Origin of the sequence: Nonomuraea sp. NPDC050540, from assembly GCF_044457485.1 — a bacterium.
In the GTDB taxonomy this organism is placed as follows: Bacteria; Actinomycetota; Actinomycetes; order Streptosporangiales; family Streptosporangiaceae; genus Nonomuraea.
Genome location: NZ_JBITHA010000017.1, coordinates 165,054 through 179,264, shown reverse-complemented (window position 1 = coordinate 179,264; position 14,211 = coordinate 165,054). Strand labels below are relative to the sequence as shown.

15 protein-coding genes are annotated in these 14,211 nt (G+C 71.9%); 10 read left to right on the top strand and 5 right to left on the bottom strand.

Annotated elements, in window-relative coordinates; translation table 11 throughout:
* Window positions 1-36 precede the first annotated feature (36 nt).
* The 3 genes from ACIBI5_RS42240 to ACIBI5_RS42230 all read left to right on the top strand — a co-directional run bounded on the left by ACIBI5_RS42240 (window position 37) and on the right by ACIBI5_RS42230 (window position 3,621).
* Window positions 37-915 (top strand): DUF4394 domain-containing protein, encoded by an 879-nt coding sequence (locus ACIBI5_RS42240; protein ID WP_397255582.1) that lies wholly within the window; start codon window positions 37-39, stop codon window positions 913-915.
* 213 nt (window positions 916-1,128) lie between these two features.
* Window positions 1,129-2,664, top strand: a complete 1,536-nt coding sequence (locus ACIBI5_RS42235) for a CocE/NonD family hydrolase (RefSeq protein ID WP_397255580.1) — start codon at window positions 1,129-1,131, stop codon at window positions 2,662-2,664.
* Between the two features lie 9 nt (window positions 2,665-2,673).
* Window positions 2,674-3,621 (top strand): helix-turn-helix transcriptional regulator, encoded by a 948-nt coding sequence (locus ACIBI5_RS42230; protein ID WP_397255578.1) that lies wholly within the window; start codon window positions 2,674-2,676, stop codon window positions 3,619-3,621.
* Here ACIBI5_RS42230 and ACIBI5_RS42225 read toward each other — a convergent pair.
* Complete coding sequence (locus tag ACIBI5_RS42225; RefSeq protein ID WP_397255576.1) at window positions 3,618-4,514, bottom strand: SDR family oxidoreductase; 897 nt, start codon at window positions 4,512-4,514, stop codon at window positions 3,618-3,620. The genes ACIBI5_RS42230 and ACIBI5_RS42225 overlap by 4 nt on opposite strands.
* 80 nt (window positions 4,515-4,594) lie before the next feature.
* On the opposite strand from ACIBI5_RS42225, the gene ACIBI5_RS42220 reads away from it, so the two are divergent.
* The 4 genes from ACIBI5_RS42220 to mctP all read left to right on the top strand — a co-directional run bounded on the left by ACIBI5_RS42220 (window position 4,595) and on the right by mctP (window position 7,780).
* Window positions 4,595-5,143, top strand: a complete 549-nt coding sequence (locus ACIBI5_RS42220; protein ID WP_397255574.1) for a VOC family protein — start codon at window positions 4,595-4,597, stop codon at window positions 5,141-5,143.
* Complete coding sequence (locus ACIBI5_RS42215; RefSeq protein ID WP_397255572.1) at window positions 5,143-5,754, top strand: carboxymuconolactone decarboxylase family protein; 612 nt, start codon at window positions 5,143-5,145, stop codon at window positions 5,752-5,754. Before ACIBI5_RS42220 ends, ACIBI5_RS42215 begins: the two co-directional genes overlap by 1 nt.
* Window positions 5,755-5,972: 218 nt before the next feature.
* Window positions 5,973-6,173, top strand: coding sequence for a DUF3311 domain-containing protein (locus ACIBI5_RS42210; RefSeq protein ID WP_379623284.1), 201 nt, complete (start codon window positions 5,973-5,975; stop codon window positions 6,171-6,173).
* Complete coding sequence (gene mctP, locus ACIBI5_RS42205; protein WP_397255570.1) at window positions 6,170-7,780, top strand: monocarboxylate uptake permease MctP; 1,611 nt, start codon at window positions 6,170-6,172, stop codon at window positions 7,778-7,780. The genes ACIBI5_RS42210 and mctP overlap by 4 nt, the downstream gene beginning before the upstream one ends.
* A gap of 156 nt (window positions 7,781-7,936) precedes the next feature.
* Here the strand turns inward: mctP and ACIBI5_RS42200 are convergent, their stop codons facing one another.
* Entirely contained in the window at window positions 7,937-8,275 is a 339-nt protein-coding gene (locus tag ACIBI5_RS42200; protein ID WP_397255568.1) for a DUF6285 domain-containing protein, read from the bottom strand.
* Between the two features lie 86 nt (window positions 8,276-8,361).
* Here ACIBI5_RS42200 and ACIBI5_RS42195 point away from each other — a divergent pair, with 86 nt between their 5' ends.
* Together ACIBI5_RS42195 and ACIBI5_RS42190 are read left to right on the top strand one after the other, a co-directional pair.
* Window positions 8,362-9,543, top strand: a complete 1,182-nt coding sequence (locus tag ACIBI5_RS42195; RefSeq protein ID WP_397255566.1) for an acyl-CoA dehydrogenase family protein — start codon at window positions 8,362-8,364, stop codon at window positions 9,541-9,543.
* Window positions 9,540-10,583, top strand: coding sequence for a phosphotransferase family protein (locus ACIBI5_RS42190; RefSeq protein ID WP_397255565.1), 1,044 nt, complete (start codon window positions 9,540-9,542; stop codon window positions 10,581-10,583). Before ACIBI5_RS42195 ends, ACIBI5_RS42190 begins: the two co-directional genes overlap by 4 nt.
* A gap of 69 nt (window positions 10,584-10,652) precedes the next feature.
* Here ACIBI5_RS42190 and ACIBI5_RS42185 read toward each other — a convergent pair whose 3' ends face one another.
* Window positions 10,653-11,276, bottom strand: a complete 624-nt coding sequence (locus tag ACIBI5_RS42185) for a TetR/AcrR family transcriptional regulator (protein WP_397255563.1) — start codon at window positions 11,274-11,276, stop codon at window positions 10,653-10,655.
* Window positions 11,273-11,692, bottom strand: a complete 420-nt coding sequence (locus ACIBI5_RS42180; RefSeq protein WP_397255561.1) for a hypothetical protein — start codon at window positions 11,690-11,692, stop codon at window positions 11,273-11,275. The genes ACIBI5_RS42185 and ACIBI5_RS42180 overlap by 4 nt, the downstream gene beginning before the upstream one ends.
* 80 nt (window positions 11,693-11,772) lie before the next feature.
* Here ACIBI5_RS42180 and ACIBI5_RS42175 point away from each other — a divergent pair, with 80 nt between their 5' ends.
* On the top strand, window positions 11,773-12,447 hold the full coding sequence (locus ACIBI5_RS42175; RefSeq protein ID WP_397255559.1) for a class I SAM-dependent methyltransferase: 675 nt from the start codon (window positions 11,773-11,775) through the stop codon (window positions 12,445-12,447).
* Here the strand turns inward: ACIBI5_RS42175 and ACIBI5_RS42170 are convergent, their stop codons facing one another.
* A complete protein-coding gene (locus tag ACIBI5_RS42170) occupies window positions 12,448-14,157 on the bottom strand; it encodes a glycoside hydrolase family 3 protein (protein WP_397255557.1) in 1,710 nt (569 codons plus the stop codon).
* Between the last annotated feature and the right edge of the window lie 54 nt (window positions 14,158-14,211).

Here is a 14,211-nt window from a genome sequence, read left to right as displayed (position 1 = left end):
AAGAAGGAGGCAAAGTCCCCACGAGAAGGAGCACCCATGCGTAAGACACTGGCCCTCGCCGCCATCGTGGCGGCCGCCGGCGCCGGCCTGGCCGCGCCCGCGCTCGCCGACGCCTCCCCTCGGCGCGACGGCGCGACCCTGCGGGTCGCCGGGCTGACGGCCGACGGCAGGCTGGTCGCCTTCCGCGCCGACCGTCCCGGCTCCGTCACGGACATCGGCAAGGTCAACGGGCTGAACGGCGACGCGAAGGTGGTCGGCATCGACTACCGCGTGCAGGACGGCAAGCTCTATGCCGTCGGCGACCAGGGCGGCGTCTACACGCTGTCCGGGGCGGCCAAGGCGACCAAGGTCTCCCAGCTCAGCGTCGCGCTGGACGGCAAGAACTTCGGCGTCGACTTCAACCCCGCCGCCAACCGGCTGCGCGTGATCAGCGACACCGGCCAGAACCTGCGCCACAACATCGACGACCCCATGGGCGCCCCGGCCACCGGCACGACCGCGACCGACGGCAAGCTCACCAACCCGCCCGTGCCGCCCGCCACGACCGGCCTCACCGCCCTCGGCGTGAGCGGCGCCGCCTACACCAACAACGACCTGGACGCGACGACGGCCACGACGCTGTTCGACGTGGACACCACCGCCGACCAGATCGCGGTGCAGTCGCCGGCCAACGCCGGCAACCTCGCCCCGACCGGCAAGCTCGGCGTGGACGCGGGCCCCGCGGCCGGCTTCGACATCTACACCACGCTGCGCAAGGGCGCCGCCTCGGCCAACACCGCCTACGCGGCGCTGACCGTGAGCGGTTCCTCCCGCTTCTACGCCGTCGACCCCCTGACCGGTGCGGCCGTGCAGGTGGGAACGTTCCCGTCCCGCCGCCAGGTCGTGGACATCGCGCTGCCGCTCGACCAGGGCTGACGCCCTCCGGAACCCCGTCTGACCGGGACATCGGCGGCACGCCCGGCCGGCCGTGAAGCCACACGGGCGGCACGCCCCGCACCGGCCGTCAAAGGCACGCCTGACCCGCCTCTGGGCGCGAATCCCCCTTGTCCCCCCGCCCGCGCGTCTGTTACCCGTTGAGATATGCGGGGGAAATATCCAATACGTGTCACCAGAGACCTGCCCGTCCCCATGCCCGACGGCGTCCGGCTGCTGGCCGACCACTACGCGCCCGTGGGGGCGCCGCGTGCTCCGGTCGTGCTCATCCGCTCGCCGTACGGCCGCAGGGGCGCCTTCGGATGGATGTTCGGCCGCGGCTTCGCCCGGCAGGGCTTCCAGGTCGTCATGCAGTCCTGCCGGGGCGGTTTCGGCTCCGGCGGGCTGCTCGACCCGCTCGGCGACGAGCACGACGACGGCCTGGCCACCGTGGCCTGGATGCGCGAGCAGCCCTGGTACGGCGGCAGCTTCGCCACCTTCGGCCCCTCCTACCTCGGCTACACCCAGTGGGCCATCGCCCCCTACGCCGGTCCCGACCTGCGGGCGATGGCCACGCAGATCACCGCCTCCCAGTTCCGCGACGCCGCCTACGTGGGCGGGGCGTTCGCGCTGGAGTCGGCGCTGAGCTGGACGACGCTGACCGACGCCATGTCACGCCGCTTCGGCGGCACCGCCGCGCTGACCGCGCCCCGGCTGACGCGCCGCGCGGTGCTGTCCGGGCGGCCGATGGGCGAGCTCGACCTGGTCTCGGCCGGGCATCCGCTGGCCTTCTACCAGGATCTGCTCGCCCATCACGGCGATCCCGCCGCGCCGTACTGGGCCAAGCGCGACTTCTCCCCCGACGTGGCCGACGTCGGCGCCGCCGTCACGATGCTCGGCGGCTGGTACGACGTGTTCCTGCCCTGGCAGATCAAGGACTATCTGACGATGCGCAGGGCCGGGCGGCGGCCGTACCTGACCATCGGCCCCTGGTACCACGTCGACATGCGCCACGGCCGCCCCTCCGTCGCCGAGGCGCTGACCTGGTTCCGCGCCCACCTGCTGGGTGACTTCTCCCGGTTGCGGGCCGACCCGGTGCGGCTGCACGTCACCGGCGCCGGCGAGTGGCGTGACTATCCGGACTGGCCGGTTCCGGGGATGCGGATGCGCCGCTGGCACCTGCGGTCCGGGTTCGGGCTGGATCCGGCCGCGCCCGGCGAGGACGGCGCCGACGGCTTCCGCTACCACCCCGCCCATCCCACGCCCGTCATCGGCGGCCCGGTCCTGCTGGCCGACTCCCGCCCACGCGACCAGCGCCGCCTGGAGGCCCGCCGCGACGTGCTCGTCTACACCTCCGCGCCGCTGCGCGCCGACACCGAGATGATCGGTCCCGTGGGGGCCGAGCTGTCGGTGCGCTCCAGCGCGCCCTGCACCGACGTGGTGGTGCGGGTCTGCGACGTGCACCCGTCGGGCGCGTCCATGAACATCTGCGAGGGGGTACGGCGCACGCTCGGCGGGCCGGAGGACATCCGGCGGGTCGAGGTGGACCTGTGGCCGATCGGACACCGCTTCAAGCGCGGCCACCGTATCCGCGTCCACGTGGCGGCGGGGGCGTACCCGACGATCGCCCGCAACCCGGGCACCGGCGACCCGATCGCGGACGGCGGGCCCATGCTGGCGGCCGACGTGGAGGTCCTCCACTCCCCCGCTCATCCCTCGGCCGTCCTTCTGCCGGAAGTGCCCGGCCCTTAGAGTCGGATCGTGCGCGCGTCCCGGTTGATGTCGGTGATCCTGCTGCTGCAAGGGCGGGGCGGGATGACGGCGGCCGAGCTGGCCGAAGAGCTGGAGGTCTCCGAGCGGACCGTCCACCGTGACGTGCTGGCGCTGTCCGAGGCGGGCGTCCCGGTCTACGCCGACCGGGGGCGGCGCGGCGGCTACCGGCTGCTGGAGGGTTACCGCACCCGGCTGACCGGGCTCGACCGGGCCGAGGCGGAGGCCCTGTTCCTGTCGGGCGTGCCGGGGGCGCTGCGCGAGATGGGGCTGCAGGACGTGGCGGCCACCGCCCGGCTGAAGGCGGCGGCCGCGCTGTCACCCGGGCTGCGGGACGCGCCCTCGACGGCGGCGCAGCGCTTCCACCTGGACGCGCCGGGCTGGTTCGCCGGCGAGGACCCGCCGCCGGCCGCGCTGGCGCCGCTGGCCAGGGCGGTGTGGAGCGATCGGGTGGTCGGGCTGGCGTACAAGGGCAGGCAGCGCACGGTGCGTCCGTACGGGCTGGTGCTCAAGGCGGGCGTCTGGTACTTGGTGGCGCACGCGGGTGACTTCCTGACCTTCCGCGTGGACCGGGTGGAGGCGGTCGTGGCCCGGGAGGAGGGCTTCTCCCGCGATCCGGGGTTCGACCTGGCGGCGTACTGGCGGCGGCAGTCGGCCCGCTTCGCCCGCTCCCTGCTGCGCGCCACCGTCACGCTGCGGCTCAGCCCGTCCGGGGTGCGCATGCTGCGGCACATCGCCGACCCGGCCGCGCTGGAGGACGCGCTGGCCTCGCTGGGCGAGGACGGGACGGTCGAGCTGGCCGTGGAGTCGATGAGGGTCGCGTTCACGCAGGTGCTGCGGTTCGGGCCGGAGGCGGAGGTGCTGGCGCCGCCGGAACTGCGCGCGATGGTAGGCGAGGCCGTCCTGCGGACGGCCCGCCTGTACACCCCTGACGGCTAGCGGTACTCGGACGCGTCGGCCTTCTTGCCGCCGTCCTCCACCTCGTCGATGTAGCGCCACACGTCCGGCCGGCTGCCGTCGAGGTCGGTGAAGCCGTAGACCTGGGCCAGGCCGCCGCTGTCGAGGGACTGGCCGGTCCAGCGCATCTTGTCCGGGTCCTGGGCCAGGGCCGCCACGGCCCGCCCGACGAAGGCCGGCGTCTCCGACACCGCCCAGGTGGCGTTCTTCGGGATGTAATCGCGCCAGGTCTCCTCGGTCACCTCGAAGTTCTCCAGCATCGCCTCCGAGCGCAGGAACCCGGGCGTGAGGGCCACGGCGGCGCAGCCGTGCTCGCGCAGGTCGTGCGAGAGCGCGTACGCCAGCCGGACGACGGCGGTCTTGGCCTGGTCGTAGAAGAGCGAGAGCCGGTAGTGGCCGTCGTTGTACTTCTTGGTCCCGTCGGTCACCTCGACGACCAGTCCGCCGGGCTTCCTGGACAGCAGCGGCAGCGCGTAGTGGCTGGTGATGATGTGGGTGTCGATCGCCAGCCGCAGCAGGCGCAGCCCGTTGTCCAGGTCGTGCTCCCAGACCGGGACGTTCCACTCGGTGAGCCGGTCGCCGCCCCACACGTCGTTGACCAGGACGTCGAGCTGTCCGTGGTCGCGTTCGATCCGCTCCACCAGGGCCTTGACCTGCTCCTGGTCGAGGTGGTCGACCCGGACCGGGATGCCGGTGCCGCCGGCGGCGGTGACGAGCGCGGCGCTCTCCTCGATGGTCTCCGGCCGGTTCATCTCCGAGCGCCGCGATCCGCTGGAGCGGCCGGTGCAGTAGACGGTGTAACCGGCGGCGCCGAGTTGTACGGCGATGCCCCGGCCCGTGCCTCGTGTGGCCCCTGCCACCAGTGCGATCTTCATGAAGACCACTCTCGGCCGAAAAGAGGACACCTCATGTCATGTTTTCTCAAGGATTCTCGCGTGATAAGTAAGGAGTTACCATGAACGAAGAGTTCGAACTGCGCGGGGTCAACCATCTGGCACTGGTCTGCTCGGACATGAAGCGGACCGTCGACTTCTACTCCGGCGTCCTGGGCATGCCGCTCATCAAGACGATCGAGCTGCCGATGGGCTGGGGCCAGCACTTCTTCTTCGACGCCGGCGGCGGCAACGCGCTGGCCTTCTTCTGGTTCCCCGACGCGCCGGAGGCGGTGCCCGGAATCTCGGCGCCCAAGGGACTGCCGGACCGGGGCGAGCTGCTGTCGGCGGTCGGCTCCATGAACCACATCGCCTTCGACGTGCCGCCGGACAAGATCGAGGAGTACCGCGACCGGCTGATCGCCAAGGGCGTGGACGTGGGCGTGCTGCTCAACCACGACGACAGCGAGTTCGGCGTCGCCCCTGCCCCGCACGAGGGCGTGTTCGTGCGTTCGATCTACTTCAAGGACCCCGACGGCGTCCTCGTCGAGTTCGCCTGCTGGCTGCGGGAACTGGGCCGCGAGGAGGACGTGCGGCACGAGCCGAAGACCGCCGCCGACCGGACCGCCTGATGCCGCGCCTGCGCCGGGTCCCGCGTGAGGAGGTCGCCGATCCGCTCACCGCGTTCTTCTACGACCGCCTGCTGACCGGCGACGGCACCGCCACGGGCTCGCCCGGCGACTGGTGGGAGGTCTTCGCGCTCGACCCGGCGATCCTGCGCCACTGCGTGAAGGGCTTCCAGCTCTACCGGGAGTCCGCGCTCGACCCGGTGCTGCGCGAACTGGGCCAGACCCGCGCCGGATGGGCCAGGCAGTCGCGGTTCGTCTACTCGCAGCACTGCAAGCAGATGCGCGCGATCGGCGTGCCGGAGGAGAAGATCCAGGCGGTCGCCTCCTGGCAGGTGAGCACCGTCTTCGGCGAGCTGGAGCGGGCCGTGCTCGCCTACACCGACGCGCTCGTGCTGGACGGCGGCCGGGTGCACGACGAGGTCTTCGCCGTGCTCAAGAAGCACCTGCCGGACGAGCAGATCCTCGAACTCACCTACGTCACCTGCATGTACGAGATGCACGCCACGATGGCCAGGGCGCTGCGGGTGGAGTTCGACGACCGCGACGACCCGATCACCGAGGTGCCGGCGCCCGAGGGGTACGGCACCCGGGACATCGCCGACGAACTCGCCTGACCGCCCGCCTGACCGTTCGTCGCGAAGAGCCGACCGTTCGCCGATCCGCGACCGGTTTCCCGGCCGAACCTCACTAATGTCACGTCGGATGACGCCTCCCCTGCCATCCCCCCAATGGTCTAGAAATAGGCCAAAACGTGATATTTCAGTCATTGGGCCTTCTGGGTTGTGACGCTAGTGTCCCCTCACTCGCGAACCACTGTCATACCGGAGGGGTCATGGCCGAGCCGCCACCTCGCACCGACAAAAGCCCGTGGAACTGGCTGCTGATCGTGCCGATCGTGCTGCCGTTGTGCACGTTCCTGTTCAACGCCGACGAACCCCGGCTGATGGGCTTCCCGCTGTTCTACTGGCTGCAGCTCGCCTTCATCCTCGTCGGCGTCGCCTGCACCGTGGTCGTCTACAGGATGACCAAGTGAGCGGGCACACGACCGAGCTGGTCGTCTTCATCGCACTGTTCGCCCTGGTCAGCGGCATGGGCTTCGTGGCCGCCCGCTGGCGTAAGCCGAAGGACATCGAGAGCCTCGACGAATGGGGCCTCGGCGGGCGCAACTTCGGGACCTGGATCACCTGGTTCCTGGTCGGCGGCGACCTCTACACCGCCTACACCTTCGTGGCGGTGCCCGCCCTGGTGTTCGGCGCGGGCGCGCTGGGCTTCTACGCGGTGCCGTACACCATCGTGATCTATCCGCTGGTCTTCCTCGTGCTGACCCGGCTGTGGTCGGTCTCGCACGTGCACGGCTTCGTCACCCCGGCCGACTTCGTGCGCTCGCGCTTCGGCTCGCCGACGCTGGCGCTGGTCGTGGCCATCACCGGGCTGGTCGCGACCATGCCCTACATCGCGCTGCAGCTCGTCGGCATCGAGGCCGTGCTGCAGTCGATGGGCGTCACCGGCCACTGGCCGATCATCGTCGCCTTCGCCATCCTGGCGGCCTACACCTACCAGTCGGGCCTGCGCGCCCCCGCGCTGATCGCCTTCGTCAAGGACTCGCTGATCTACATCGTGATCCTGGCGGCGGTCGTCTACATCCCGATCAAGCTGGGCGGCTGGGGCAACATCTTCGACGCGGCTGCGGCCAAGTTCGACAAGTCCCCCGCCCCGGGCGACGGCCTGCTGCTGAACGCGGGCAACCAGCTGCAGTACATCACGCTGGCCTTCGGTTCGGCGCTGGCGCTGTTCCTCTACCCGCACAGCCTCACCGGCGTGCTGGCCGCCAAGAACCGGACCGTCATCAAGCGCAACATGTCCGCGCTGCCCGCCTACAGCTTCCTGCTCGGCCTCATCGCCCTGCTCGGCTACATGGCGATCGCCGCCGGCACCAAGCCCGTCATCGGCGAGAACGGCAAGCCGATCGGCAACACGGTCGTCCCGGTGCTGTTCGACAACATGTTCCCCGACTGGTTCGCCGGCGTCGCCTACGCCGCGATCGCCATCGGCGCGCTCGTGCCCGCCGCGATCATGTCCATCGCCGCGGCGAACCTGTTCACCCGCAACATCTACCGCGAGTACTTCAACAAGAACGCCACCGACAAGCAGGAGGCCACGGTCTCCAAGCTCGTCTCGCTCGTGGTCAAGGTCGGCGCGGTCCTGTGCATCCTGCTGCTGGACCCGCAGTTCTCCATCGACCTGCAGCTCATCGGCGGTGTGATCATCCTGCAGACGCTGCCCTCGGTGGCCCTGGGCCTGTACACCCGGTGGTTCCACAAGAACGGCCTCATCGCCGGCTGGGCCCTGGGCCTGGCGGCCGGCATGTGGATGCTCTACACCATCCCGAACCCCGCCTCCGGCAAGCTGCACTTCGGCGGCTCGGCGTTCTCGCTGGGAGAGCTCGGCTTCGACACCAAGACGACCGTCTACGCCGGCATCCTGGCCCTGGCCGTCAACCTCCTGGTGGCCGCCGTCGTCACCGTGGCCCTGCGCGCCGCGAAGGTGGCCGACGGCGAGGACGGCACGCGGCGCGACGAGTACTTCGCCGACGAGGGCGACCCTCGGGTCAAGGACCTGGACGTGTCCGCACCACACTAGCGGCCGCCGCGGAGGGGCAACGTTGATGCAACCTCCGCGGGCACACCGTGGACAAATGGGCACGCCCCGTCCGTCGCCCCCGTGCAGACGGTACGTGCCCCGGTCCGGGCGGGCGGTGATCTGCGCCTTGCCACCCGCCCGGACCGCAGGAGCGCGTCACGGAGCCGCGTAGCCGGGGTTGGCGACGTCGAGCTTGGCGCGCACCGCCGCGGTCAGGGCCGCGAGCAGCTCCGGGTCGTCGGCGCGGCCCTCCCTGATCCGGGCGGCCAGCTCCGCGTCGGTGCCCACGCCGAGCCCGGCCAGCCGTTCCGCGTGCTCGGCGGCCTGGGCGGGGCCGAGTTCGATCTCCCGCTCCACCATGCCGAGCACGTTGATCGCCACCCGCGTGTGAAAGCGCACCCGGCCCTCGACCGCCGGCAGTACATCGGACTCCAGGAACTGCCTGACCGCCGCGACCAGCTGGGCCGCGTCGGGCACGTCGTGCGGCGCCGCCATGGCGCCTCCTCTCCGCTCCGCCGAAGACGTTGGAAAGTGACCGCTTATCCGTTGACCGGGCAACGGATAGACGGTGTGATCCTTTCATGAGCTTCGCCGTACCCGACAGCGTCCGGCCGGTTCGCGACGCCGTCCACGCGTTCATGACCGAGCGGGTCGAGCCCGCCGAGCCCGCCCTGTGCGACGGCGACGCCGCCACGCTGCGCGAGCTGCAGGAGGAGGCCAAGAAGGAGGGCCTGTGGGCGCTCGGCCATCCGCGTGAGCTGGGCGGCGGCGGCCTGCCGTTCCTCGACTACGTCTACGTCAACGAGGTGCAGGGGCGCAGCGAGTTCGGCCAGCTCGCGCTCGGGACGTTCACGCTGCAGGACTCCCTGATGCTGCACGAGCACGCGTCGAGCGGCCAGCGCGAGCGCTACCTGGAGCCTCTCGTGCGCGGCGACATCTGGCCGAGCTTCGCGATGACCGAGCCGGACGTCTCCAGCAGCGACCCCACCCAGATCCAGACCGAAGCGGTGCTCGACGGCGGCGAATGGGTCATCAACGGCCACAAGTGGTTCACCACCGGCGCATCCCGCGCCGCCTACACCACCGTGATGTGCCGCACCGAGCCGGAGGCCCCGCCCCACCTGGCCTTCTCCATGATCCTGGTGCCGACCGGCACGCCCGGCTACACGATCGTCCGCGAGACGCCCGTGCTCGGCCTCGGCGGCGCCCACTGCGAGGTGCGCTACGAGGACGTCCGCGTCCCGGCGGCCAACCTGCTCGGCGAGCGCGGCCACGGCTTCGTCATCGCCCAGAAGCGCCTCGGGCCCGGCCGGATCTTCCACTGCATGCGCTGGCTCGGGCAGGCGCAGCGGGCCTTCGACCTGATGTGCCACCGCCTGCACGGGCGTACGGCGTTCGGTGAGCCGCTGGCCAAGAAGCAGCTCATGCGCCAGCACGTCTTCGACTCCTACACCGAGATCCAGTCCGCGCGGCTGCTCACCCTGCACGCGGCGCAGGCGGTGGACGCCGGTTCCGACGCGCGCGTCGAGATCGGGGCGATCAAGGTGGTGGGGGCGCGCATGCTGCACAACGTGATCGACCGGGCCATCCAGGTGTACGGCGCGGCGGGCCTGACCCCGGACACGCCCCTGGACCGGATGTACCGGCACGCCCGCGCCGGACGCATCTACGACGGCCCCGACGAGGTGCACATCGACTCGGTCGGCAGGCGGGTCCTGGGCGCGTACACGAGCGGCGGCTCGTGGGAGTTCGGCCTGCGATGAACGCGCGCACCGGCGACCGGGTGGCGGGCATCGTGCGGGACGCGCTGGGCGCGGGGGCGGTGGTCCTGTCGAGCGCGCGGCTGCCCGGCGGCGCCTCACGTGAGACCTGGTCGCTCGACGTGGACACGCCCGGCGGTGAGCGGGCGCTCGTCCTGCGCCTGGACTCTCCCGGCGCGCCCCTGAACCCCGGCACCTCCCCGAACCCCGGCGCGCCCCCGAAGACCGGCGCGCCCCCGGAGACCGGGGCGCCCCTGGAGACCGGCGCGCCCCCGGAGACCGGCGGCGGACTGGCTGCCGAGGCGGTCCTGATGCGCGCCGCCGCCGAGGCGGGCGTCCCGGTCCCGGAGATCGTCGCCTGCGGGGACTCCTACATCCTCATGGCGCGGGTGGACGGGGAGACGATCCCGCGCAAGATCCTGCGCGACGAGGCCTACCGGCACGCCCGGCCGCTCCTGGCCGCGCAGTGCGGGCGGGCGCTGGCGGCGGTGCACCGGATGCCGCTCGGCGCCCTGCCCGCGGAGAAGGAGACCGACGCGCTGACCCGGTGGCGCGAGGTGCTCGATCTGACCGGACAGCCGCATCCGGTGTTCGAGCTGGCCCTGCGCAGGCTGGCGGCGACCCGGCCGCAAGGCACGCGGCGCACGGTCGTGCACGGCGACTTCCGCAACGGGAACCTGATCGTGGGGCCCGAGGGCGTGCGGGCGGTGCTCGACTGGGAACTGGCCCACGCCGGCGACCCGGTCGAGGACCTCGGCTGGCTGTGCGTGAAGGCGTGGCGGTTCGGGCAGAAGGCGCCGGTGGGCGGCTTCGGCACCTACGACGAGCTGGTCAGCGCCTACGAGGAGGCCTCGGGGCACGCGGTGGACCGGGAGGCGCTGCGGTGGTGGGAGGCGTTCGGGGTGCTGAAGTGGGGCGTCATCTGCGTCATGCAGACGATGCGGCACCTGGCCGGCGGCGCGCGGTCGGTGGAGCTGGCGGCGATCGGGCGGCGGGTGTGCGAGACGGAGTGGGACCTGCTGGAACTGCTCGGCGCCCGCTGAAAACGCGTTGCGGACGCCCGGCCGGCACCGCACGCCGGCCGGCCTCGAAGGGGTTGTCCGCGTGGGCGCTCAGGTGCGTGCGCGCCCAGGGGAAGCCGTCGCGGTTCGGGGGCTGAGCGGGCGCGGGGCGAGCGCGGCCACGATCACCTCGGCCAGGCCGTCGACGACCTCGCCGGGGTCGACGCCGGGATGGTCGAGCCACCAGTCGGCGGTCGTCTGGACCATGCCGATGAAGGCGTGGCCGAGCACCTGGGCGCGTACCGGATCGGGGGTGACGCCCTCGGCCACCAGCACCTGCGCGAGCTCCTCGCCGAGACCTCTGACCAGCGTGGTCATGTGGCTGCGGATCTTGCTGTCCTCGGCGCTGGCCCGGTGGAACAGGAAGCGGTAGAGGTTGTGGTTGGCGCCGATCAGGTCGAGGTAGACGGCGATCGCGGCGCGGGCGCGCGAGCGCAGGTCGCCGCCGCCCTCGGTGAACTGCGGGCGCAGCCGGTCGATGACGGTGCGCACGTGGCGGTCGGCCAGCGCCTGGTAGAGGCCGCTCTTGTCGCCGAAGTGACGGTAGAGGATGGGCTTGGTGATCCCGGCCTCAGCGGCGATCGCGGCCATCGACACCTCGTGCCCGTCACGCTCGATCACCCGGTCGGCGGCGTCGAGCAGCGCCCTGCGCCGGTCCGGGCTGCGTCCCCTCACCCGGCAAGGATAGATCGCTCCCGTCCGCGCAACAGCGCCGAGGTCACCAGCAGCGCGCCGACGACCGTGTAGAGGCCGGTGACCCCGGCCAGGGTGCCCGGCGGCTCGCCCGGCAGCGCGCCCCAGCGGGGCAGCCCCGCCGCCACCAGCAGCGCGAGGTCGAGCCGCGTGGCGAACAGGGCGCCGAGCGCGACGAGCGGCAGCCCGCAGATGATCGCGGCCAGCGGGGACAGCCGCTGCCATCCGGTCAGCAGCCCGGCCAGCGCGGCCACGGCGCTCAGGTATCCGAATCCGGCCGGGCTCGGGCCGAAGCCGGTGTAGCCGGCGCGCAGCGCCCGCGCGCCGGCCTCGGTCAGGTAGTAGACGGCGGGCAGCGCGAGCAGGCCCACCGCGGCGGCGGCCAGGTGACGTCCCACGTCTTCATCGTCCCGTGGAATCCGGACAATGTCTCGATCTTGGGACAGACGGCCCGGAGTGCAGGCTTTAGCGTGGATACATGGCTAACAGTGGCACTGGTCCTGGTTCGATCACACCTGACGGATCCCCTGTTGAGTTCTATCTCCTCATCGAGCCCGGCGGCGAGCCCGAGATCGTCAGCGCCGCGCTCGCGCCCGGCGCGTCGATCCTCGAGATCGGCTCGGGGGTCGGGCGGCTCACCCATCCCCTGCTCGCGCTCGGCCACGAGGTGGTGGCCGTGGACGAGTCCGCGGACATGCTCGCGCACGTGCGCGGCGCGCGGACCGTGCGGGCACGGGCGCAGGAGCTGCGGCTGGAGCGCGAGTTCGACGCGGTCCTGCTCGCCTCCTACCTGGTCAACACCGCCGACGACGACGCGCGCAGCGAGCTGCTGTCGGCGTGCGCCCGGCACGTACGGCCCGGCGGCTCCGTCCTCATCCAGTGGACCCCGGCCGAGCAGCACGACGCGTGGGAGGTCGGCCGGGGGCGCACCACGGGCAACCTCACCATCACCCTCGCGGCGCTGGAGCCGGTGCGGCCCGGGGTGGTCGCCTCCACGATGCGGTACACGCAGGACGAGCGGGTGTGGACCCAGTCGTTCTGGTCGCGCCGCCTGACCGACGACGACCTCCGGGCCGAGCTGGAGCGGGCCGGGCTGCGGATGGAGCGGTTCCTGACCGACGACCACAGCTGGGTGCTGGCCGTACGCGGCTGATCAGGAGAGGATGCCGTGCCCGAAGGGGTAGAGCGGGTCGCGGGTGCCACCCGGGACGTCGGACGGGCTGGCCTCGACGGCCGCCATCGACCGCGGCAGCTCGTACGGCAGCCGCCCCTTCGGCTCGGCCCGCCCGAACAGCACCTCCAGCAGCGCCCGGTCACTCGCCCCGTAGTCGGCGACCACGGCGGCGGCGCCCTCGGCGATCTCGGGGAAGACCGCGGGCCGCTCCAGGTAGACGTTCACGACGGTGGGCACCGTGCGCTGCAGGCGGGTGATCCGGTCGATCTCGGCGGCGTCGAAGGCGAGGCTGCCGGAGTGGAAGAAGGCCTCGAAGGCGCCCGGCCGCGGCTCGTACGGCGCGGCCAGCCGTAGCACGGCCACGTCGGCCTCCTCCGGTGCCGGCACGACCTTGCCGTAGCCGGCGGCGAGGCCGGCGTCCACGCCCTCCACGTACAGGCGCACGCCCTCGGCCAGCGGCAGCGGGCCGTTCTTCAGCAGGGTGAGCGAGGCGGTCTGCGCCTCGAACCCGGCCCGCGCGAAGGCGGCCCGCCCGACGATCTCCCCGGCCGCGTCGGGGTCGACGAAGGGCGCGTCGAACAGCCCGAGCGTGAACTTCTCCCGCAGCACCCGCCGCACCGACGCGTCCAGCCGCCCGGTGCTGATCCGCCCGGCTTCGACCCATTCGGCGAGCAGATCGGGGCAGGCCTCGCCGCCGAACTGGTCGACGCCGGCCTCGAACGCCTTCAGCACGCGTTCGGCGGGGGTGAGGTGCTCCACGCCCCAGGCGCGGGCGGGCATCTCCTGTCCCATGATGAAGGCGTCGGTGATCAGGCCCCAGTCGGTGCAGACGATGCCGTCGAAGGCGTAGCGCTCGCGCAGCAGGCCGGTGATGACGCCCTTGTTGAAGCCGAAGCCGACCTCTTCGTGCTCGGTGCCGACCGGCACGCCGTAGTAAGGCATGATCTGTGAGGTTCCGGCGTCGAAGGCGGCCTCGAAAGGCTTCAGGTGGTGCTCGAACCGGCCGCCGGGGTAGACCTGCTCGCGGCCGTGGGCGAAGTGGGGGTCCTCGCCGTCCTTCTGCGGCCCGCCGCCGGGGAAGTGCTTGGTCATGCAGGCGACGCTGCCGGGGCCGAGGCGCTCGCCCTGGAAGCCGAGGATGTAGGCGCGCACGAGGCGGGAGGTGAGCTCGGCGTCCTGGCCGAAGGTGCCGTTGGCGCGTGACCAGCGGGGCTCGGTGACCAGGTCGATCTGGGGGTGGAGGGCGACGCGGATGCCGACGGCCAGGTACTCCTGCCGTGCCATGTCGGCGAAGGTCCGGACCAGCTCCGCCGAGCCGATCGCCGCCAGCCCCGGCGGCTCCGGCCACTGCGAGAACGCCCCGGCCATCATGGACGCGCCCGGGTTGCCGGAGAAGGAGTGCCGCGGGTCGGTGGAGAGCGTCACCGGGATGCCCAGCCGGGTGGCGGCGGCCCGCTCCTGCAGCGCGTTGTGCCACTCGGCCATCTCGCGCGGCGAGCCGCCGCCGAGCACGTTGAAGTGGTTCATGTGCCTGCCGTCGATCATGCTCTCGGCGGTCTCGGCCCCCGGCGGCGGCGCGAACCAGGAGATGGTGTGGAACAGCAGTCCCGCCTTCTCCTGCAGGGTCATCCTGGCCACGAGGTCGTCGACCCGCGCCGCGGTGGGGAGTGAGGGGTCCTTGTAGGTCATGGCGTGATTATACGTATCATCACCTTCTTTACCAGAGGTTCGCGCCATGCGCCA